Source organism: Bradyrhizobium sp. AZCC 1610 (genome assembly GCF_036924515.1).
In the GTDB taxonomy this organism is placed as follows: Bacteria; Pseudomonadota; Alphaproteobacteria; order Rhizobiales; family Xanthobacteraceae; genus Bradyrhizobium.
Genome location: NZ_JAZHRR010000001.1, coordinates 6,737,133 through 6,757,690 on the forward strand (window position 1 = coordinate 6,737,133; position 20,558 = coordinate 6,757,690).

General features: G+C 63.0%; 23 protein-coding genes and 3 pseudogenes. 16 read left to right on the forward strand and 10 right to left on the reverse strand.

Annotation, left to right across the window (positions count from 1 at the left end):
- The first annotated feature begins 35 nt into the window (after positions 1-35).
- The 11 genes and pseudogenes from radC to V1279_RS33070 all read left to right on the forward strand — a co-directional run bounded on the left by radC (position 36) and on the right by V1279_RS33070 (position 7,950).
- Complete coding sequence (gene radC, locus V1279_RS33020) at positions 36-749, forward strand: RadC family protein (protein ID WP_334446680.1); 714 nt, start codon at positions 36-38, stop codon at positions 747-749.
- A gap of 117 nt (positions 750-866) precedes the next feature.
- The gene (locus V1279_RS33025; RefSeq protein ID WP_334444676.1) at positions 867-1,034 is read left to right on the forward strand and encodes a hypothetical protein; all 168 of its coding nucleotides are present in this window, start codon (positions 867-869) and stop codon (positions 1,032-1,034) included.
- Between the two features lie 231 nt (positions 1,035-1,265).
- A complete protein-coding gene (locus tag V1279_RS33030) occupies positions 1,266-2,249 on the forward strand; it encodes a ribonuclease Z (RefSeq protein ID WP_334444678.1) in 984 nt (327 codons plus the stop codon).
- 20 nt (positions 2,250-2,269) lie between these two features.
- Positions 2,270-2,371, forward strand: a pseudogene (locus V1279_RS33035) (JAB domain-containing protein); the annotation flags it as partial.
- A 217-nt stretch (positions 2,372-2,588) separates the two neighbouring features.
- Entirely contained in the window at positions 2,589-3,164 is a 576-nt protein-coding gene (locus V1279_RS33040) for an HdeD family acid-resistance protein (protein ID WP_334444680.1), read from the forward strand.
- A 57-nt stretch (positions 3,165-3,221) separates the two neighbouring features.
- Positions 3,222-3,455, forward strand: coding sequence for a hypothetical protein (locus V1279_RS33045; protein WP_334444682.1), 234 nt, complete (start codon positions 3,222-3,224; stop codon positions 3,453-3,455).
- A gap of 39 nt (positions 3,456-3,494) precedes the next feature.
- The gene (locus tag V1279_RS33050) at positions 3,495-4,523 is read left to right on the forward strand and encodes a patatin-like phospholipase family protein (RefSeq protein ID WP_334444684.1); all 1,029 of its coding nucleotides are present in this window, start codon (positions 3,495-3,497) and stop codon (positions 4,521-4,523) included.
- A 14-nt stretch (positions 4,524-4,537) separates the two neighbouring features.
- A complete protein-coding gene (locus tag V1279_RS33055) occupies positions 4,538-5,992 on the forward strand; it encodes a GntP family permease (protein ID WP_334446681.1) in 1,455 nt (484 codons plus the stop codon).
- Between the two features lie 34 nt (positions 5,993-6,026).
- A pseudogene (locus tag V1279_RS33060) lies at positions 6,027-6,188 on the forward strand (JAB domain-containing protein); the annotation flags it as partial.
- Positions 6,189-6,346: 158 nt separating this feature from the next.
- Positions 6,347-7,267, forward strand: coding sequence for an aldo/keto reductase (locus tag V1279_RS33065; RefSeq protein WP_334444686.1), 921 nt, complete (start codon positions 6,347-6,349; stop codon positions 7,265-7,267).
- The gene (locus V1279_RS33070) at positions 7,267-7,950 is read left to right on the forward strand and encodes a DUF6064 family protein (protein WP_334444688.1); all 684 of its coding nucleotides are present in this window, start codon (positions 7,267-7,269) and stop codon (positions 7,948-7,950) included. Before V1279_RS33065 ends, V1279_RS33070 begins: the two co-directional genes overlap by 1 nt.
- Before the next feature lie 54 nt (positions 7,951-8,004).
- Here the strand turns inward: V1279_RS33070 and V1279_RS33075 are convergent, their stop codons facing one another.
- Positions 8,005-8,499 carry a DUF3237 domain-containing protein gene (locus tag V1279_RS33075; protein ID WP_334444690.1) on the reverse strand — a complete coding sequence of 165 codons (495 nt, stop codon included), beginning with the start codon at positions 8,497-8,499 and terminating at the stop codon, positions 8,005-8,007.
- Positions 8,500-8,595: 96 nt separating this feature from the next.
- Between V1279_RS33075 and V1279_RS33080 the strand changes: the two genes are divergently transcribed.
- Positions 8,596-9,204, forward strand: a complete 609-nt coding sequence (locus V1279_RS33080; protein WP_334444692.1) for a TetR/AcrR family transcriptional regulator — start codon at positions 8,596-8,598, stop codon at positions 9,202-9,204.
- Between the two features lie 56 nt (positions 9,205-9,260).
- On the opposite strand, the gene V1279_RS33085 is transcribed toward V1279_RS33080, so the two are convergent.
- Both V1279_RS33085 and V1279_RS33090 read right to left on the reverse strand, forming a co-directional pair.
- Entirely contained in the window at positions 9,261-9,842 is a 582-nt protein-coding gene (locus V1279_RS33085; protein ID WP_334446682.1) for a carbohydrate porin, read from the reverse strand.
- Complete coding sequence (locus tag V1279_RS33090) at positions 9,742-10,626, reverse strand: carbohydrate porin (protein ID WP_334444694.1); 885 nt, start codon at positions 10,624-10,626, stop codon at positions 9,742-9,744. The genes V1279_RS33085 and V1279_RS33090 overlap by 101 nt, the downstream gene beginning before the upstream one ends.
- Before the next feature lie 235 nt (positions 10,627-10,861).
- Here V1279_RS33090 and V1279_RS33095 point away from each other — a divergent pair, with 235 nt between their 5' ends.
- Genes V1279_RS33095 through V1279_RS33110 form a run of 4 tightly spaced genes read left to right on the forward strand, consistent with a single transcriptional unit; the run spans position 10,862 to position 14,425 of the window.
- On the forward strand, positions 10,862-11,767 hold the full coding sequence (locus V1279_RS33095; protein WP_334444696.1) for a metal ABC transporter substrate-binding protein: 906 nt from the start codon (positions 10,862-10,864) through the stop codon (positions 11,765-11,767).
- 5 nt (positions 11,768-11,772) lie between these two features.
- A complete protein-coding gene (locus V1279_RS33100) occupies positions 11,773-12,669 on the forward strand; it encodes a manganese/iron ABC transporter ATP-binding protein (RefSeq protein WP_334444698.1) in 897 nt (298 codons plus the stop codon).
- 35 nt (positions 12,670-12,704) lie between these two features.
- Complete coding sequence (locus V1279_RS33105) at positions 12,705-13,526, forward strand: metal ABC transporter permease (RefSeq protein ID WP_334446683.1); 822 nt, start codon at positions 12,705-12,707, stop codon at positions 13,524-13,526.
- Positions 13,523-14,425 (forward strand): metal ABC transporter permease, encoded by a 903-nt coding sequence (locus V1279_RS33110; protein WP_334444700.1) that lies wholly within the window; start codon positions 13,523-13,525, stop codon positions 14,423-14,425. The genes V1279_RS33105 and V1279_RS33110 overlap by 4 nt, the downstream gene beginning before the upstream one ends.
- On the opposite strand, the gene V1279_RS33115 is transcribed toward V1279_RS33110, so the two are convergent.
- The 7 genes and pseudogenes from V1279_RS33115 to V1279_RS33145 all read right to left on the reverse strand — a co-directional run bounded on the left by V1279_RS33115 (position 14,422) and on the right by V1279_RS33145 (position 20,558).
- Positions 14,422-15,687: an RNA polymerase sigma factor gene (locus V1279_RS33115; RefSeq protein WP_334444702.1), complete on the reverse strand. Its 1,266-nt coding sequence runs from the start codon at positions 15,685-15,687 to the stop codon at positions 14,422-14,424. The genes V1279_RS33110 and V1279_RS33115 overlap by 4 nt on opposite strands.
- A gap of 31 nt (positions 15,688-15,718) precedes the next feature.
- A complete protein-coding gene (locus V1279_RS33120; RefSeq protein WP_334444705.1) occupies positions 15,719-16,117 on the reverse strand; it encodes a YciI family protein in 399 nt (132 codons plus the stop codon).
- A 126-nt stretch (positions 16,118-16,243) separates the two neighbouring features.
- Positions 16,244-16,844: pseudogene (locus V1279_RS33125) on the reverse strand (AprI/Inh family metalloprotease inhibitor).
- Positions 16,845-16,945: 101 nt separating this feature from the next.
- Positions 16,946-17,935: a 2-hydroxyacid dehydrogenase gene (locus V1279_RS33130; protein WP_334444707.1), complete on the reverse strand. Its 990-nt coding sequence runs from the start codon at positions 17,933-17,935 to the stop codon at positions 16,946-16,948.
- Positions 17,935-18,723: an ABC transporter permease gene (locus tag V1279_RS33135; protein WP_334444709.1), complete on the reverse strand. Its 789-nt coding sequence runs from the start codon at positions 18,721-18,723 to the stop codon at positions 17,935-17,937. The genes V1279_RS33130 and V1279_RS33135 overlap by 1 nt, the downstream gene beginning before the upstream one ends.
- Complete coding sequence (locus tag V1279_RS33140) at positions 18,720-19,532, reverse strand: ABC transporter ATP-binding protein (protein WP_334444710.1); 813 nt, start codon at positions 19,530-19,532, stop codon at positions 18,720-18,722. Before V1279_RS33140 ends, V1279_RS33135 begins: the two co-directional genes overlap by 4 nt.
- Before the next feature lie 6 nt (positions 19,533-19,538).
- Complete coding sequence (locus V1279_RS33145) at positions 19,539-20,558, reverse strand: ABC transporter substrate-binding protein (protein WP_334444712.1); 1,020 nt, start codon at positions 20,556-20,558, stop codon at positions 19,539-19,541.

Sequence of the window (20,558 nt, forward strand, 5' to 3'; positions counted from 1 at the left end):
TTGCAAAAGCTGCGCAGCACGGCATGCTTGCGCCAATGCCCCGCAAGACCGACAACCCGGAAAATCAACCCGCCGAGACGCCGCACTATCACGGCCATCGCGAACGCCTGCGCGAGCGATTTTACGGCGCCGGGCCGGAGGCGCTGAGCGATTATGAATTGCTGGAGATGGCGCTATTCCCGGCCCTGCCCCGGCGCGACACCAAGCCGCTGGCCAAGGCGCTGTTGAAAAAATTCGGCTCGTTCGCCGAGGTCATCCATGCACCGGTCGCCCGCCTGCGCGAGGTCGACGGCATCGGCGAGGCCTCGATCAACCAGATCAAGCTGCTCGCGGCCGCCGCGAGCCGGGTGGCAAAGGGCGAGATCAAGCGCAAGATTGCGCTGTCGTCCTGGAACGACGTGATCGAGTATTGCCGGACCGGCATGGCATTCGCCGACAAGGAGCAGTTTCGCCTGCTCTTCCTTGATAAGCGCAATCAACTGATCGCCGACGAAGTCCAGCAGACCGGCACTGTCGACCACACCCCGGTCTATCCGCGCGAGGTGATCAAGCGGGCGCTCGAACTATCGGCGACGGCGCTGATCCTGGTCCACAACCACCCCTCCGGCGATCCGACGCCATCGCAGGCCGATATCCACATGACCAAGGCGATCGTCCAGATCGCCACCCCGCTCGGCATCTCCGTGCACGACCACATCATCGTCGGCAAGAACGGCCATGCGAGCTTGAAGGGGTTGCGGCTGATCTAGTTATCGCCTGCATTTACCATCTATTAACTATCCGCTTCGCGCTTTGGCGAACGCGTGAGAGAGTGGTTCATCGGGATGAGAGGGGGTAGCTCATTCTCGAATGAGAGGGGATCGATGATGAATCAGCTAGCAGAGCGGATGAGGGTCGCGGCTCTTTCGATGAGCCCGGAGCACCTGATCGACAAATTTCTGGACAGGCTCGAGGAACTGAGGGGCGCGATGGCGCTTGCTGAAATCAACAGTTTGGCCCGCAACGACGCGCGAACCAGGGTGCTGTTCGATTGATTCGGCGACTAAAGCGCGATGGCACGGTCGAACCGCCCATCGTGCTTTAGCTTATTATTGTTATTGGCCGGGTGCGATGGCACAAAGCCGTTGAAACAAGTCAGCACCGACACAATCTCCAGACCGGCACGCTCGCGAAGGCTATATCAGCGAAATCAAAATTATTTCTTGCGAGTGAGTTTGCCCACCGCCGGTGCAGGAACTTCAGCTCCGCGGTAGCATTGATCGACCATGCGCCCGAGCTTGCATCCAAGCCTGGTCAACGGCCGGTCCGGCGATCCGGCGCTCTACATCGAAACGCTGTTCGAGCGGCGCGCGATCCTGTTCGACCTCGGCGACGTTTCAGTGCTGCCGCCGCGCAAGCTCCTGCGCCTCGAATACGTCTTCGTCTCACACGCGCATGTCGATCACTTCATCGGCTTTGATCATCTTTTGAGACTGCTGATCGGCCGGGACACGACGGTAAGGCTCTATGGGCCCGAGGGCTTCGTTGATCAAGTCCACCACAAGCTGCAAGCCTATCGATGGAATTTGGTTGACCGGTTCGAAAACGACCTCGTTTTCCTCGTTACGGAACTGGATTCGTCGCTCAGAACGAACACAGCTCGCTTTCGCCTGAAGAACGGTTTTGCGGCCGAGGCGGTCAGCGAAGGTCGAAAGTTCAGCAACATGCTCTGCGACCAGCCGGCTTTTCACGTGTCGACCGCGATGCTGGAGCACGGCACACCGTGCCTCGCATTTGCGATCGAGGAAGCCGCCCACGTCAACGTCTGGAAAAGTCGCCTGAAGGAACTGGGGCTGCCCGTCGGCCCCTGGTTGCGCGATTTCAAGCGTGCCGTCATTGAGCAAAGGCCAGACGACGAGCGCGTGCGGATCGATGCCGGACACACAATGCGCCTCGGCGAGATCAGGTCCGCCGTGACGGTCATACCTGGGCAGAAAATCGGTTACGTGACCGATGTCGCCGCCGCCAATCGCGAAGCCATCATCGAGCTTGTGCGCAACGCCGACCTCCTGTTCATCGAGGCCCCTTTTGCAAGCAGCGACACAGCACTGGCAGCCGAGCGGGCGCATCTGACGACCACGGCCGCCGGAGAAATCGCGCGGCGAGCGGGCGCGCGGCGCGTCGAGCCCTTCCATTTTTCGTCGCGCTACAGCGGTGAAGAGGCACGCCTGCTCGATGAAGTTCAAGCGGCGTTCGGCCAAGGCCCGTAGCCGTTCATGAATTCTCGCGCGCCTGTACCGCCATCGCCACCCCGCTCGGCATTTCCGTGCATGACCACATCATCGTCGGTCAGAACGGGCATGCGAGTTTGAGGGCGATGCGGCTGATCTAACCTACCGCTACTACTCAATAATCGCCTATCCCAACGAGGCGATCAGCGTCGTGCGACGGCAAGTCCTCGCACAAATCACGACCGACGATGTTGAAATCAGGTGATCGCAACGCGCAGTTGCGCTAGTATCCACGCGTCGAACATTCCACGCCGCGCGCTGTCGCGTCGAGGGACCGACTAACTAACGTCGGATAGGTTTCCGCATCGGAGGACCGTCATGACCAGCACTTCAGACACCGAAAGAAGCCCTGAGGCCGGCTCGGATACGGCGCCGCTGCGCGCCAAGTGGGGCTGGATCGTCGCACTCGGCGTCGTCTATCTGCTCGCCGGGTTTATCGCGCTTGGCAGCGTCGCGATGGCCACCGTCGTGAGCGTCCTCGTGGTCGGCGTGATGATGATCATCGCCGGCGTCGCAGAGGTGTTCGGCGCCTTCCAGATCAAGAACTGGGGCAAATTCCTGCTCTGGGCCCTGCTCGGCGTGCTCTACATCATCGCCGGCTTCGTCACGTTCCAGAATCCGCTGCTAGCCGCAGTGCTGCTGACCCTCGTTCTCGGCGCATCGCTGTTGGTCTCGGGCATCATGCGGATCGTGCTGGCCTTCAGCATGAAACGGGAAACGCCCTGGATCTGGGTGGCGCTATCAGGCTTGATCACGCTACTGCTCGGCGTACTGATCCTGGTACGCTGGCCGGTTTCGAGTCTCTATATCCTCGGCCTGTTCCTCGCCATCGATCTCATCATGGCCGGCGCTGGCTGGATCGGGCTCGGCTTCGGCCTGCGCCGCGCTCGCTGAGGTGTGGCTAGCGAGCTGCGCGTAGCGCAGTCTCTCGATCGACGAAAAGGAGGCGCCATGCGCTGGATCTACCTCGCCGTCATCATTCTGTTCGTCGCTGCGACGATCATCTTCGCAGTGCAGAACTTCGAGATCGTCACCATGTCCTTCCTCGGCATCAATGCCCGCGTGCCGCTCGCACTGCTGGCCGCCGTCGCCTACCTCCTTGGCGCGGCGACGGGCGGCAGCCTGTATGCGCTGCTGCGTCGATCGTACGAAGGGTCGAGACGAAGCATTGCGGGCTCGCCCTGACCTAAGGCGTCGTTTCATCTCCGGCCGAGGAGGATGAAGATGGAAGAAGCCGCGCGCGAACCTGTCCTGGTGGACCTCGCTTTGCAGGGCGGAGGCTCCCACGGCGCGTTCACCTGGGGCGTGCTTGATCGGCTGATCGAGGAGCCGTGGCTGCGGATCGAGGCGATCTCCGGCACGTCGGCGGGCGCGATGAATGCAGCCCTGGTGGCGGACGGATGGACGCAAGGCGGAGCCGAAGGTGCGCGGGCAGCGCTCGCGACCTATTGGCGGCGGGTGTCGCAGGCTGCGGCGTTCAGCCCGCTGCAGCGCTCGCCGCTCGACCGACTGATGGGTCGCTGGACGCTCGACACCTCGCCCGCCTATATCGCCATGGACCTGATGGCCCGCGTGGTTTCGCCCTATGATCTCAATCCACTTGGCCTCAATCCGCTGCGCGCCATCCTCGCCGAAAGCATCGATTTTGACCGGCTGGCCCGCGCACCGATCAGACTGTTCGTCACCGCGACCAGTGTGCGCACCGGCCGCGGCCGCATCTTCCGCAACAAGGAGATCACGGCCGACGTCCTGCTTGCCTCGGCTTGTCTGCCGACCATGTTCCATGCGATCGAGATCGACGGCGAACCCTATTGGGATGGCGGGTATGCCGGCAATCCGACCCTCACGCCGCTGGTGCGCGAAAGCGACGCGCATGACACCATTTTGGTGCAGATCAATCCGCGCGAACGGCCGGAGCCGCCGCGCACGGCAAACGAGATCCTCAACCGGCTCAACGAGATTTCCTTCAACTCGCCGCTGATGAAGGAATTGCGCATGATGGCGCTGCTGCGCCAAGTGGCGGACCCCGGACACGGCGAGGGCGCGCGCTGGGCCGGAATGCGCACGCACCGGATCATGACCGACGTGCTCACGGAGTTCGGAGCGTCGTCGAAGCTCAACGCTGAATGGGAGTTCGTGTCGCTGCTCAAGGAAGAGGGACGCAAGAGCGCCGAAGCATTCCTTGAGGCGCATGCTGACGACCTCGGCCGGCGCTCCACCGCGGATATCGATGCACTGCTTGCGGAGTGCTGAGGGCGATGACTCTGTTGGGACTTCTCGGCATCCTGATCGGGCTCGGCCTGCTGATCTTGTTCGCCTATCGGGGCTGGAGCGTGCTGCTGCTTGCGCCGCTCGCCGCGCTGGTTGCCGCGCTGTTTTCCCGCGAGCCGCTGCTGGCCCACTGGACCCAGACCTTCATGGTCAGCGCGGCTGGCTTTCTGGCCCAGTTCTTTCCGCTATTTCTGCTCGGCGCCCTGTTCGGCAAGTTGATGGAAGACAGCGGCTCGGTCGCCGCGATCGCAGCCTTCATGACACAGCGGCTGGGCACGCGGCGGGCAGTGCTCGCGGTGGTACTCGCCGGAGCTCTCGTCACATATGGCGGCGTCAGTCTGTTTGTCGCCTTTTTCGTGCTGGCACCGATGGCGCACGAGCTGTTTCGCAACGCCGGCATCCCGCGGCGGCTGATGCCAGCGGCAATCGTGCTCGGCACCTCCACCTTCACCATGTCGGCGCTGCCCGGCACGCCATCGATCCAGAACGCGATCCCGATGCCGTTCTTTGGCACCACGCCGTTCGCTGCGCCCGGCCTTGGCATTCTGGCATCGTTGATCATGCTCGGCTTCGGCCTGTGGTGGCTCAGCCGCGAGGAGGCCAACTCAAGAAAAATCGGCGAAGGCTTCGGCGACGGCGTGCCGATGCCCTCTGCCCTTCTTGCCACTGACGAAAAGCTGCGCGAACGCGCCACCACCGCGCGGGAGTTCGATCCGGCGGAGATCTTGCACGGCGCGGTAACCGACGCGCCGCCGTCGGTTGCACTCGCCGGGCTGCCACTCATTGTGGTGATTCTCGTCAATCTCGCGATGTCGCTGCTCATCTTGCCGGCGCTGGATACCCGCTTTCTTGCCGAAGCTCGCTGGGGCGGAACGTCGCTCGCAGCCGTCGGCGGCGTTTGGGCTGTCATCACGGCCCTCGCCTGTGCGATCGTGACGGTCCTCGCCGTCAGCCATCGGCGATTGCCGGCCCTGCGCGCAACCATGGACGCCGGCGCCAACGCCGCCGTACTGCCGGCTGTGAGCGTTGCGAGCCTGGTCGGTTTCGGCGCCGTGGTGGCGGCGATGCCCGCCTTCGATGTCGTGCGCGACACCGTGCTCGGCATCGGCGGCGGACCACTGGTCTCGCTCGCGGTGGCGACCAACGTGCTCGCTGCGCTCACGGGGTCGGCATCGGGCGGGCTGACCATTGCGCTCGACGCACTCGGGGGGACGTATATGGCGCGCGCGGCGGAGATCGGACTCGATCCCGCGCTGCTGCATCGCGTGGCGGTGATCAGTTCGGGTACGCTCGACAGCCTGCCGCATAACGGCGCGGTCGTCACGCTGCTCGCCGTCTGCGGATCGACGCACCGGGACAGCTATCGCGACATCGTCATGGTCGGCATCGTCGGCGCACTCGTCGCCCTCGTTGCCGTCATCGCGCTCGGCTCGGTGGCGGGATCGTTCTGAGCCATCGGCATGGCCTGCCGTCTCAAGGTAAAGGGTGCACAACCACCCCTCCGGCGATCCGACGCCCTCGCAGGCCGATATCCATATGACCAAAGCGATCGTCCAGATCGCCGCCTCGCTCGGCATTTCCGTCCATGACCACATCATCGTCGGAAGGAACGGTCACGCAAGTTTGAGGGGACTGAAGCTCATCTAGCGATTTCAATCGTCCATCGTAGATTGAGGACGGCGCGCGACTGCATATTTGGTCCAGTGCCATAATCGGCAATTTTGTATTTGCGAAACTGGCGGCGGCGTTCCGTCACTCTGCGCATTGTGCGCGGAAGCTTGCCCGCCGCGATGATGGAGCATCGGATGCGCACGACACGCCGAACGTTCGTGCAGGCCGCCTTGGCGGCGACGGCAGCTACGGCGCTGTTGCCAATCTCGCTGCATGCTCAGGCAAGCCGGCCGGTCCGCCGACCGATACCCTCGACCCGCGAGGAGATACCGATCGTCGGACTAGGGACCTGGATCACCTTCAATGTCGGCGGCGATCCGGCGCTTCGGGACGAATGCGCTGGTGTCATGGCCGCCTTCTTCGAGGCGGGCGGCCGCATGATCGATTCCTCTCCCATGTATGGCTCGTCGCAGCCGGTGATAGGCTACGGCCTGCAAAAGCTCGGGCGACCCTCCGCGCTATTCTCGGCCGAAAAGGTCTGGACGTCCTCGGCCACGGGCGGGCCCGCCCAGATCGAGCAATCGCGCCGCTTCTGGGGTGTGCCGAAGTTCGACCTCGTTCAGGTTCACAATCTTCTCGCCTGGCAGCCGCATCTGCAGACGCTGTTTCAGATGAAGGCGGCCGGCACGCTGCGTTACGTGGGGATCACCACATCCGAAGGCCGCCGTCATGATCTCGTCGAACAGATCATGCGGAACGAGGCGATCGATTTCGTGCAGTTCTCCTACAACGTCGTCGACCGCGAGGCGGAGGCACGGCTGTTGCCACTGGCGTCGGAGCGCGGCATCGCCGTGATCGTCAACCGCCCATTCCGGCAGGGCGCGCTGACCAACCGGCTCAAGAAAGAGCAGCTGCCCGAATGGGCGGCCGAACTCGGGGTGTCGAGCTGGGCGCAGCTGATCCTGAAGTTCATCCTCTCTCATCCGGCCGTCACCGTTGCAATCCCGGCAACCAGCCGCGTCGACCACGTGCGTGAAAATCTCGCGGCCGCCGCCGGACCGATGCCGGACCAGGCTATGCGCGAGCGCATCTCGGCCCACGTGAAGGCCCTTTGATGTCGGAGTGGTGGACCTACCGGGCGGAGGATTTCCTGCTGTTTTCGCCGCGCGTCTACTGGCGCATGTTCGAATCGCACAATGCGGCGCTCTGGCCGCTGCACGTCCTGACACTCGCCGCCGGCCTCGCCATCATCCTGCTCATCGCGTGGCGGCCAGGAACCTGGGCACGCTGGCTCGCGCTCATCCTCGCGGCCCTTTGGATGTTCGTCGGATGGTCTTTCCTGTGGAACCGCTACGCGGCCATCAACTGGGCTGCCGCCTATGTCGCGCCGGCTTTCGCCGTTGAGGGCGTGTTGCTTCTCATCGTGTCTCTGCTCGATGGTCTCGCGTTCGACCGGCGCGGGCCTGCCGGTTGGCTAGGGTATCTCATCCTTGTCTTCGCACTCGCCGGACAGCCGTTGCTTGCGCCGCTACAGGGACGCGGCTGGGCCTCGTCCGAGGTCTTCGGCATCGCGCCGGATCCAACTGTGATCGCGACACTCGGCTTTCTGCTCCTCGCCCGCGGCAGGCTTTTGCCAGTGCTGCTGCCGATCCCCGTTCTCTGGTCCCTCCTGAGCGGCATAACCCTCAGCACGATGGGAGAGCCGCAAGCCTGGGCCCCTTATGCCGCCCTGGCGCTCGCCGCTGCAGCCTGGATCTGGACGATCATCCGCCGGCGCAGATGGCTTCCAGCCGAGTGATTGCGCGCAAAGGCGCGTTCGCGCCGAGGACACGCCGTCTGCGCAGCACACCCGTCAGATGATCTGGGAAATACTGTAGGCGATGCCGCCTTCCACCAGATATCCCGATCCGACGCAGACGATATCGTTCATCCAGGCGTAATGCTCCGCTCCCGTCTCGAATAGCGGATTGGTTCGGAAGTAGTAACGCGACGGGTCGACCTGATAACGCCTGGCAGGGTCGGCCATCTCAGCGCGCAACTCCGGAGGCGTGATCCAGCGGCCGCCATAGGTCATGTGCACCAGCGCACCGTCATGCGTGCGAAGCGTCAGGCGGACGTCGAGCGACATGGCGCCATCGGCGCGAAATAGCGCCCAGTCGCCGCCGCCGGGCACGACCTCGCCACGGAGCCTTGGGCCTTCGAAGCTGCCGCCGGCCGCACCGAACAGGATGCGTCGACCGAGCGGGCCATCGCCGATGTTCAGTCTCGGGTTAAGATCGACGACGATATCGAACAACGGCGCCGTCTTGATGGCTGCAACGGGTTTGACGCGCGGGTCTGCTGTCATGTCCAACACTCCGGCTTACTGAACTATATGTTTTTCACATACTATATGTATGTTATATGTTTATGGTATTGAAAGCGTCAAGTGGTATGTCGGGGCATGCAGGAAGCCGGACGCGAACGAACCCGCCGCGAGGAATACACCGAGGCCACGAGGCAGGCGCTGCTGGCGGCCGGGCGGGACGCTTTTGCGAGCGAGGGCTATCAGGCGGCGGGGATCGAGGCGATCTCGCGCGCCGCGCGGGTGACGCGGGGCGCCTTCTATCACCACTTCGAGGACAAGAAGGCGCTGTTCGACGCCGTGGTCGTCGCGTTGCAGATCGAAGCCGCGGCAAAGATCGAGGCGAGAGCCAAGACGCAGCGCAAGGTATGGGATCGCCTGACCGAGGGCATCGACGCCTATCTCGACGTCTGCCTTGAACCGGCCTACGCGCGCATCGTGATCCAGGAAGCTCCGGCGGTGCTCGGCAATGCGCGCTACCGTGAGATCGAGGAAGCCCATCCGATGGCGCTGCTCACCGCGACGCTGGCGGCGCTGAAGCGCCAGGGCGAGCTCGATTTCGAGGACATCGATCTGCTGAGCCGCATGGTGGACGCGATGATCTGCGAGATGGCGCTGCTGCTGCCCGGGGCGGAGAATCCGAAAAAGCTCCGCGTGCGCGGGCAAAAGATCATCGGCAGTCTGCTCGGCGGGTTCCGTACGACCTGAGCGAATGCGTGCTCACGGCTCGTGGCCTCTCACGACAGCCGAACGGCATGACCGACCTAATATGCGATGGCCGTTCGCACGCCAAATATCGCGCCGTTCTTGATCGGCCTCTCCGGCCTGTCAGGATCGGATATGTGGCCGCCTGGACGCGTCACATACTGGAATGTGGGTTGCAGGATCCAGCCGGGTTTGATCTGGGCCTGATAGCTCAACTCGATCGTCATCTCATAGCTGCGGACCGGCAGTTCATGTCCGGAATGCGCAATCAGGTCGCGATCGAAGTCCCGTACATGCTTTGAGATGTTCGCATGGATGAAGCTTGCGCCGAACCTGTCATTGGGGCGGCTCGGGATCATGCCGGAGACGACAATTCCGCCGTCGACAAAGAAGTTGATGTGGCTGCTATCGGAGGGGCTGGCCGAAATCCGGCTGAAGACGCCGATGCCGCTGTCGGGGCCGCCGTCCACGGGACGGTAGATCTGCTGGTCGATGATGCCGTAGATGCCGCTGTTGCCGCCGATCCGGCGGGGAATGCCGTTACTCAGGGGGTCGGCAAGCGCAAGTCCATCTGTGCCGTATCTGTGGTCGTGAAACTCGCCGAAATGATGCCAGCCACCCAGCCGGTAGCTTCCCGCCAGCCCGCTGTCGTCTTTTCCCTGATTGTGCCGGGTACTGAACCTCACCCATCAGCAACGGCGGGTCGTTGATCCTGAAATTGGTTCCTGTCGTGTTGACCGTCCCTTGTTCTCCAGGATCGCCATTGAACACCGCGACCAGGGCGGACCAGCCTTTGTCGGGATCGAACCTCCAGCGTACGCCCGGTGTGGCGAGAGGATACGCCGGACCGCCGCTGGGTAGATTGGCGCCTGTGATCGTAGGCCAATCGCTGCTCAGGAACATCTTGCTGTATTCGCTGATGAAGAACTCCGCGTCGGCGGCAAGCTGGCCGAAGCGAAAGCCAAACCGGTCGTCGAACAGCTTTTGCTCAAGCCACAGTTCGGAAAGCCGCGTCGAAGGAACGGCCTCGATATTGCTGATCGTAATCAGGCTGTTGAAGTGGTCGCCGCGCATTCCGGAGGTACGATGAATCTGAAAAGCGTTGCCGAAGAAGCTCAAGCCCTGCCACCCGGCGAACTTCCCGAAATCGACCGCGGTGAACGCCTCAAGCTTGCCCTGATACAGGCTGCCACGACGTAAGCCGCCGGAGACATTGCTGAGTGCCTCTCCAGTGTAGATCAAGCCATAGCTGATCCCGTGCTGGGCGAGCCATCTGCGGCTGCCTGTCGGATCGCCGTTGGCCGCCATGCTGGTCGCAATCGACGCGGGCGGAATGCCATCAATAATTTCCGTTTCCGCCGCCGCCGGTTCGGCCATCGCGATGGCCGCCGCGAAGACGGAAATACTCAGCCTTAACTTATTCACTGGAATGCAAGTCCTTACTGCTACTGCAACTCAGTTGCATCTAACGAATGGATAACTCTCATGCGGCACCTTCCGATCAGGAGCTTTTGAGTGATTTGCGACTAAGTCGCATTTGCAAAATGTCTGAATGTTAGCTAGACGTCAAGCTAGTTGCGAATGAATTGCAATTACGGAAATGTCGCAGGCCGTTGCGGACAGCAGCAGCGCGTGCGCACGGCATAGGAGAGAAATGGACATGTTCGATCGAGGCAGGCGCGTCGTCCTGGCGACGGTTGCGGGCGCTACGGTACTTGGGCTGACAACCGGAGCGGCGTTCGCCCAGGCCAAGTTCAAGGCCGTCACGACCTTCACCGTTATCGCCGATATGGCCCGAAATGTTGCCGGCGACGCGGCGACCGTCGAGTCGATCACCAAGCCCGACGCTGAAATCCATAACTATCAGCCGACGCCCGGCGACATCCTGAAGGCGCAGGAAGCAAATCTCGTGCTCTGGAACGGGCTCAATCTCGAGCTTTGGTTCGAAAAGTTCTTCCAGCGCCTCAAGGGCGTTCCAGGCGTCGTCGTCTCCCAGGGCGTCCAGCCGATGGGAATCGTGGATGGCCCCTACAAGGATAAGCCCAACCCGCATGCGTGGATGTCGCCGAATGCGGCGCTCATCTACGTCGATAACATCCGTGATGCCTTCGCAAAGTACGATCCGAACAACGCCGCGACCTACAAGGCAAATGCCGAGGCGTACAAGCAGAAGATTTCCGCTGCGATAGCTCCGATCCAGGCGAGGCTCGCGGCGATTCCGCCTGAGCGGCGATGGCTGGTGTCGAGTGAGGGCGCCTTCAGCTACCTCGCCCGCGACTTCGGCCTGAAGGAGCTTTATCTCTGGCCGATCAATGCGGATCAGCAGGGCACGCCGCAGCAGGTCCGCAAGGTGATCGACGGCGTGCGAGCCAACAAGATCACGGTGGTCTTTTCCGAGAGCACCATTTCGCCGGATCCGGCCAAGCAGGTTGCCCGCGAGACCGGAGCCAAATATGGTGGAGTTCTCTATGTGGACTCGCTCAGCGCCGCCGACGGTAAGGTTCCGACCTATATCGATCTCCTGCGCGTGACGTCCGAGACGATCGCAAACGGCCTCGCACAGTGAGCGCGATGATCGATCCGTTCCTCAATCCTGCGTCCTCAGATACGGGATCCGGCCTCTCCGTCAGCAACGCCACCGTCACCTACCGCAACGGTCACACCGCCTTGCGCGATGCGACGTTCAAAATACCGGCGGGCACGATCACCGCGCTGGTCGGAGTGAACGGCAGCGGCAAATCGACCATGTTCAAGGCGATCATGGGGTTCGTCGGCCTCGCCAAAGGCGAGATCGCCATTCTCGGCCAGCCGGCCAATGCCGCATTGAAAAAGAACGTGGTCGCCTATGTGCCGCAGAGCGAGGACATCGACTGGAACTTCCCCGTTCTCGTCGAGGACGTGGTGATGATGGGCCGCTATGGCCACATGAATATGATGCGCCTCGCCAAGGCCGCAGATCATGAAGCGGTCGCCGCAGCGCTTGCCCGCGTCGGCATGCGCGACTTCCGCAAGCGCCAGATCGGCGAGCTCTCCGGCGGCCAGAAGAAGCGCGTGTTCCTCGCCCGCGCGCTGGCCCAGGACGGGCGCGTGATTCTGCTCGACGAGCCTTTTACCGGCGTCGACGTCAATACCGAAGACGCCATCGTCAAGCTGTTGCGTTCGCTCCGCGACGAAGGGCGGGTGATGCTGGTCTCCACGCACAATCTCGGCAGCGTGCCGGAATTCTGCGATCGCACCGTGCTTCTCAATCGCACCGTGCTCGCCTATGGGCCCACAGTCGAGATTTTCACGCAGGCGAACCTGGAAAAGACCTTTGGCGGCGTCTTGCGGCATTTCGTACTGAACGACACCGAGGGCGGCAAGCCGCGTGCGTTCGATGTGATCACCGACGACGAGCGGGCGGTGGTGTTCCAGGATGGCCAGGCGACGCGGCACAAATCGTCATCTAGCGAAGAGGATCGCGGCTAGTGTCCTCGCTGCTCGAACCCTTCACGTACGGATACATGCTCAATGCCATGTGGGTTTCCGCGCTCGTCGGCGGGGTCTGCGCGTTCCTGTCCGCCTATCTGATGCTGAAGGGCTGGTCGCTGATCGGCGACGCGCTCTCTCACGCCATCGTGCCCGGCGTCGCCGGCGCCTACATGCTCGGCCTGCCGTTCTCCATCGGGGCTTTCTTCTCGGGCAGTCTCGCGGCAGCCGCGATGCTTTTCCTCAACCAGCGCACCAAGCTGAAAGAGGACGCCATCATCGGCCTGATCTTTTCTTCCTTTTTCGGCCTCGGGCTCTTCATGGTGTCGCTGTCGCCGACTTCCGTGAACATCCAGACCATCGTGCTCGGCAACATCCTGGCGATCACCCCGGAAGACACGCTGCAGCTCGCCATCATCGGTTTCGTCTCGCTCGCCGTTCTCATCGTCAAATGGAAGGACCTGATGGTTACCTTCTTCGACGAGACTCACGCGCGCTCGATCGGGCTCAATACGACGATGCTCAAGATCATGTTCTTCACGCTGTTGTCCGCTTCGACGGTTGCGGCGCTGCAGACTGTCGGCGCCTTCCTCGTCATCTGCATGGTGGTGACACCGGGCGCGACCGCCTATCTTCTGACCGACCGCTTCCCGCGCCTGCTCCTGATCAGCGTTGTGATCGGATCCACGACGAGCTTCATTGGCGCCTATGCAAGCTATTTCCTGGACGGCGCGACCGGCGGAATCATCGTCGTCCTGCAGACACTGGCCTTCCTCGCGGTCTTCTTTTTCGCCCCCAAGCACGGCATGCTGGCGGCCCGCCGCCGCGCGATCCAGGCGCTGGATGCCGGCCCATGACGCTGCTCGACACGCTGCTGCAACCCTTCCAGCTCGAGTTCATGCGCTATGCGCTGATCATCTCGGTGCTGGTGGCGATCCCAACCGCGCTTCTCTCCTGCTTTCTCGTCCTCAAGGGCTGGTCGCTGATGGGCGATGCGATCTCGCATGCGGTTTTTCCCGGCGTCGTGATCGCCTACATTGTCGGATTTCCCTATGCCGTCGGCGCTTTCGCGGCCGGCATGATCTGCGCACTGGCGACCGGCTTCCTCAAGGAGAACAGCCGCATCAAGCAGGATACGGTGATGGGGGTCGTGTTCTCCGGTATGTTCGGGCTGGGGCTCGTGCTCTACGTCAAGATCCAGAGCGACGTTCATCTCGATCACATTCTGTTCGGCGACATGCTTGGTGTCGATCTCAGCGACATCGTCGAAACCGGAATGATCGCGGCCATTGCCGCCGGTATCCTCGTTGTAAAGTGGCGGGACCTGCTGTTGCACGCATTCGACCCCGTGCAAGCCAGAGCGATCGGCCTGCCGGTCAGGCTCCTGCACTACGGGTTGCTGTCGATCCTCTCTCTGACGGTCGTCGGTGCGCTAAAGGCCGTCGGCATCATCATGGCCATTGCCATGCTGATTGCGCCGGGGGCCATTGCCTTCCTGATGGCGCGCAGCTTCAGCGCCATGCTGGCCATCGCCGCCACCATCGCGGTGATCGCTTCGTTCCTCGGGGTCTACCTTTCCTTTTTCATCGACAGCGCGCCGGCTCCCACCATCGTGCTGCTGATGACCATCGCCTTCATTGCCGCCTTCGTCTTCGTCACCATCAAGACCGCAAGGCTGCAAAGGCGTGAAGCGGCTCTAGCCATAGCGCCGAGCGAACCCGAAGGTGGTCAGTCCCGCACGTGGAGCAGCCCCTAGGCCTCCGCGTTCACCTCGGCGGCGCGCCGTTTCAGCAACTCCCGCTCGCGCCTGTTGCCGGCAAGCCGGGCCGCGATCTCGAACGCGGCGCGCGCTTCCGCAAGGCGGCCGAGCTTGCAAAGCAGATCGCCGCGAACGCTTTCCAGCAGATGATAGTTCTTCAGCGCCGGCTCGTGCGCCAGTTGGTCCACGATTACAAGTGCGGCCAATGGGCCGTCGGCCATGCCGATAGCCACCGCGCGGTTGAGCTCGATAATCGGCGAGCGCACCAGGCGTGAGAGTTCGGCATAGAGATTTGCGATGCGCGGCCAGTCCGTTTCATCAGCTGTGGCGGCTCTGGCGTGACAGGCGACGATCGCCGCCTGCAGCGCATAGAATCCGTGCCCGCCGCCGAGTTCGGACGCCCGCGCCAGCGCCGATAATCCGCGGCGGATCTGAAGCCGGTCCCACAGCATTCGGTTCTGGTCCATCAAGAGAATCGGGTCGCCGGCGGCATCGGTGCGCGCCGCGGTGCGCGAAGCGTTCATCTCCATCAGCGCGAGCAGGCCGTGGGCTTCGGCCTCCTGCGGCGCGACCAGGGTCAGCACGCGGCCCATGCGCAATGCATCGTTGCAAAGCTGCGGCCGCAGCCAGTCGTCGCCGCGGGCGGCCGTGTAGCCCTCGTTGAAGATGAGATAGACGACCTCCAGCACCGAGGCGAGCCGTTCCGAAAGCTCCTCGCCGCGCGGGGTTTCATAGGCGAGCCCGGATTCCGACAGCGTCCGCTTCGCGCGCACGATGCGCTGGGCAATGGTCGCCTCCGGCTGCAGGAAGGCGCGCGCGATCTCTTCCGTGGTCAGGCCGCAAATCATCTTCAGTGCGAGGGCCGCGCGCGCCTCGCGCGACAGGCGCGGATGGCAGGCGGTGAAGATCAGCCGCAGCAGCTCGTCGCCGATATCATCGTCCAGCCCAGCGTCCGGATCGGGCATCGCCTGCTGCTCCTGCTCAAGGTCGCGCATCAGCATCTCGTGCTTGCGCGCGAGCATGCTGCGGCGGCGCATGTCATCGAGCGCACGGCGCTTGGCGGTCGCCATCAGCCACGCGCCGGGCTTTTCCGGCACGCCGGTGGCGGGCCAATGTTCGAGCGCCGCCACCAGGGCTTCCTGCGTCAGGTCTTCGGCCAGCGTCACATCGCGCAACATCCGGGACAGGCCGGTGATCAGGCGCGGCTGCTCGATGCGCCAGACCGCCAGGATGGTGCGATGGACGTCGGCGGCCGTCATCGCCGCCGACCAGATCGGCTATGCCGCGCCATCAGGCGTGCGCGGGGGATTCGACGTCGCCGCAGGTCGTTTCCAGGCCGTGGCCGGCCATGGCGCGCAGCTCGCAGGTGCCTTCCCAGCCGGGCATGTGGTCGAGATGAAGCTGCATGAACTCCTTGGCCATGGCGAGCGCTTCCGCCTTGTCGCGGAACTCGAAGATGGCGTAGCCGCCGATCACTTCCTTGGCCTCCACGAACGGGCCGTCGGTGACCCTCAGCTTGCCGCCTTCGATCGAGACCCGCGCCCCCTGCTGCAGCGGGGTCAGCCCGCCCATGTCGACCATCCGGCCGGCCTTGATCTCGCGTTCGGCAAGCTTACCCATCGCTTCCATCAAGGCGGGCGTCGGGGCCTTCATCGGTTGCGGGGAAGTGACGATGGACATGAAGCGCATGAACAACTCCTGTGCTGCGAGCTGGCGGCATCAGGCCGGCCATTCTGTCTCGCTACAGGGAACGACGATCAGGCCGCGGCCGGATCGACATGCGCTTGTAAAAAAATCCCGACCCCGGGATACCGCCTACTGTCCCCGGATCATGATCAGGGGATCGGCCGCGTCAGGCACCCGCCGCCACTGCGCATTGTCATCGGCCTCGAATTGCCAGGTCTGGCCTGTCGCCGACATCAGGATCATCTGCCCGCGTTCGAGCCCGCCACTGGTTCGGCGCAAAGGCCGCGACCGCGGGATCGCATTTCGGCTTCAAAAACACCTGGAAATTATCGCCGGTCGCCTCGGTATTGGTCAGCGTCAGGCCGCAGATCGTCTGGCCGTTACCGCGAACCATCGACCAGTCGCCGATCATCTGGTCCATCGACTTGGCGAGCGAGCGGGCGGCAGCAAGGTTCTGCAGGATGTAGACGCCCTCGCCGGTCCGCAAGCCTTCGAAGATGCCGCTCTCGACTTCGGTGAAGTCGATCACCGGCTGGCCTGCCGCATCCTGCAGCCGCACGATGTCCAGCCCCTTGATATTCCAGGCCGTGATTGCCTTGGTAAACGGCAGCGCCGCGGCACAGCCGGGCTCGAGCTCGAGCTTGAGCCCCTGCGGCGTCGTATCGCCCTTCAGCGTGACAACGCAGGTCTTGCTGCGCTCGGTGGTGGCAAGCTCCCACTGCCCGATCATGTCCTTCTTCAGGGTCGAGGCATCCTGCGCCGCTGCCTGCGACGCAAGCGCAAGCAGCGCCGTCAACGCTGCCACCGTGATGCCCGAACGCCCAAGCAACATCAGCGCCCCTTCACCGGGGTTTCCGGAACAGGCGTCAACGGCGCCTTGCCGGCAAACCAGTTTTTCAGATTGTCGACGACGAGCTGATCCATGGCGTTGCGCGTTACCACCGAAGCTGAGCCGATATGTGGCAACAGCACGACATTTTGCATGGACGTCAATTCGTCCGGCACGTTCGGCTCGTTGGCAAAGACGTCAAGGCCGGCCGCGAGGATGGTGCCGGATTTCAGCGCCGCGACCAGCGCCGGCTCGTCGACGACGGAGCCGCGCGCGACGTTGATCAAGACGCCGCGCGGACCGAGCGCCTTTAGCACGTCGGCATTGATCATCTTTGCGGTCGATGCGCCGCCCGGCACGATCACGATCAGCGTGTCCACCGCCTTCGCCATTTCCATCAGATCGGGATAGTGCTTGTAGGACACGGCCGAGGACGGGTTGCGCGAGTGATAGGACACCGGCACGCGCGAGGCTTCGAGCCGGCGTCCGATCGCCTGGCCGATGCGGCCCATGCCGACGATCCCGATCTTGCGGTCGCGCAGCGAGCCGACGCTCAACGGATAGTTCTGCGTCTGCCACTGGCCGGAGCGCAGATAGCGGTCGGCCTTGACGAACTCGCGCAAGGTCGAAATCAAAAGCCCCATTGCGACGTCGGCGACCTCTTCGGTCAGCACGTCGGGCGTGTTGGTGACGACGATATCGTGCTCACGCGCATAGGCGGAATCGACATGGTCGTAGCCGACGCCGAAGCTCGCGATGATTTCGAGTTTTGGAAACTGCGACAGCGCCTTCGCATCGGCCGGCACCATGTGATAGGTCACCGCCATGCCGCGGATCTTCGCCGCGGTATCAGGCGTCAATCGCTCGAGGTCGGCGCGGCTCTCCGCCATATGCAGGACGAACTGATCCGAAAAGCCGCCTTCCAGAATCGGCCTGATGGGCCCGTAGATCAGGACATCGATCTTTTCGGACGAAATATTCGCGGCAGCCATCAATTTTCCTTTCCAAGCGCGCTCTCATGCCAGCGCCGTAGTACCAGATGCGAAACTAGCGCCAGCAGCCCATAGATGACAATCCCGGCCACCGACAGCAACAGCAACGCCGCGAACATTCGGGGAATGTTGAGGCGATAACCGGACTCGGCGATCCGGAACGCCAGCCCGGAGCCGGCGCCCGCGGTGCCCGCCGCGATTTCGGCGACCACGGCGCCGATCAAGGACAGGCCGCCCGCGATCCGCAAGCCGCCAAGGATATACGGCAGCGCCGCCGGCAATTTCAGGTACCGCAGCGTCTGCAGCCGCGACGCGCCGTAGAGCTGAAACAGCCCGGCCAGATTGCGGTCCACCGAATTCAGCCCAAGCGTGGTGTTGGACAGGACCGGAAAGAAGCCGACGATCCAGGCGCAGACGATGACCGCGGTCTGCTGCGGCAGATAGATCAGCAATAGCGGCGCAATTGCGATCACCGGCGTGACCTGCAGGATCACCGCATAGGGAAACAGCGAATATTCCAGCCATTTCGACTGATTGAACAACAGCGCCAGCGCGACGCCGCCGACGGCCGCGGCGATAAAGCCTTCCAGCGTGGTCAGCAGGGTGACGCCGAGCGACTCCGACAGCACCGGCCAGTCGCCGACGAGCGTCTGAAACACGACATAAGGGCCCGGCAGCACGTAAGGCTGGATGTCGTTGACGCGCACCACGAGTTCCCACAAGCCCAGGCCCGCGGCGAGCACGGCTATGGGCAGCAGCATCCGGCCGATATTCTGTAAGGAGCTCATGCGCTGCGCTGCCCGGAATAGGAAGGCGCGAGCGCGCTGGAGACCTCGCGGCAATAGCCGGCATATTCGGCGGAAGTGCGAAACTCCTCCCCGCGCGGCTCCACTGTGGCGATGCGAAACGCGCTTGCCAAGCGGCCCGGCCGCGCCGTCATCACGATCACCCGCTGCGACAGGTAGACCGACTCGAACACCGAATGGGTGACGAAGATGACGGTCTTGTGCAGCTTGCGCCACAGATCAAGCAGATCGTTGTTGAGCCGAAAGCGCGTGATCTCGTCGAGCGCCGCGAACGGCTCGTCCAGCAGCAGAATATCCGGGTCGGTGACGAGCGCGCGCGCCAATGAGACCCGCATCTTCATGCCGCCGGACAATTCACGGGGGTATGCATCGGCAAACTCGAAAAGGCCGACCTGCGCCAGCGCCTCCTCGATGCGGTTGTCGGCATCAGTCGCCGGCGCATGCGAAAGTTTCAGCGGCAGGCGGACGTTGTCGCGCACGCTTGCCCACGGCATCAGCGTCGGCTCCTGAAACACGAAGCCGATGGGATGCCGCCCATCCTTCCTGTTGGCGCGATGGGAAACGCTCACCGTGCCCGCACTTGGCGCGCTGAGCCCTGCGATCAGCCGCAGTGCGGTCGATTTTCCGCAGCCGGAAGGCCCGAGCAACGAGACGAATTCGCCTTTTGCGACATCGAGATCGAGCGGTCCGAGAGCGGTCACGCCGTTATCATAGGTCTTGGTAACGGCGCGCAGACGCACTGCCAGGACAGCCGCATCGATATCCGTCTCGGACAAATCGGGCCCGGCCATCTCGCGTCAGTTCTTCGGCCGCAGATCGACACCGACGCCCTTGTTGACGAAACGCAACGTGTAGGCCTGGCGGTAATCGATATCGCGGCGAACCACGCCGGCCCGCACCATCTTGTCGAAGAAGCTCGCAACGCGCGCGTCATTCATCGCGCCGATGCCGTCGCGCAAGGTATCGCCGGAATCGACAATGCCGTATTCCTTCATCTTGGTGACGGAGTAGTTCAGCAGCTCGTCGGTCATTTCCGGGTTCATCTTCTTGATCATCGCGTTGCCGGCCGAATTGTCGCCGTAGAGATAATTGTACCAGCCGATGGCAGAGGCATCTACGAAGCGCTGCACGAGGTCGGGTTTCTTGTCGACGATTTCGCGGCGGGTCTCGATCAGGGTCGAATAGGCGTTGAAGCCGTGATCGGCGAGCAGGATCACGCCCGGCTTGAAGCCGGCCGCCTTCTCCACGGCGTAGGGCTCGGAAGTGACGTAGCCCTGCATCGCGCTCTGCTTGTTCACGATAAATGGCTGCGAATTGAAGGTGTAGGGTTTCACCTTGCTCTCGCTGAACCCGTATTCGGACTTCAGCCACTGGAAATAGCTCGCGACGCCTTCCTTGGACACGAATAGCGTGAGCGGCTTGAGATCTTCGAGCTTGGTGAATTTGGTTTCTGGATGGGTCAGGAAGACCTGCGGATCCTTCTGGAAGATGGCGGCGACCGCGACCACCGGTACGTTGTTGGTGATCGCGTCGAACGATTGCAGCGTGTTCGCGGTCATGAAGAAGTCGAGCTTGCCGGCGGTCAGCAGGATGCGGTTGTTGGTATTGGGGCCGCCGGGAACGATGGTGACGTCGAGGCCGTATTTCTTGTAGGTGCCGTCGGCAACCGCCTGGAAGAAGCCGCCATGTTCGGCCTCCGCGACCCAGTTGGTTCCGAACGACACCTTGTCGAGGGTTTGCCCACGCGCGGGCATCAGCCCCGCCATCAGCGTCAAAAGACCTGCGGTTAACGCTCGCGTCAAAAAGGCCGGGTTCAT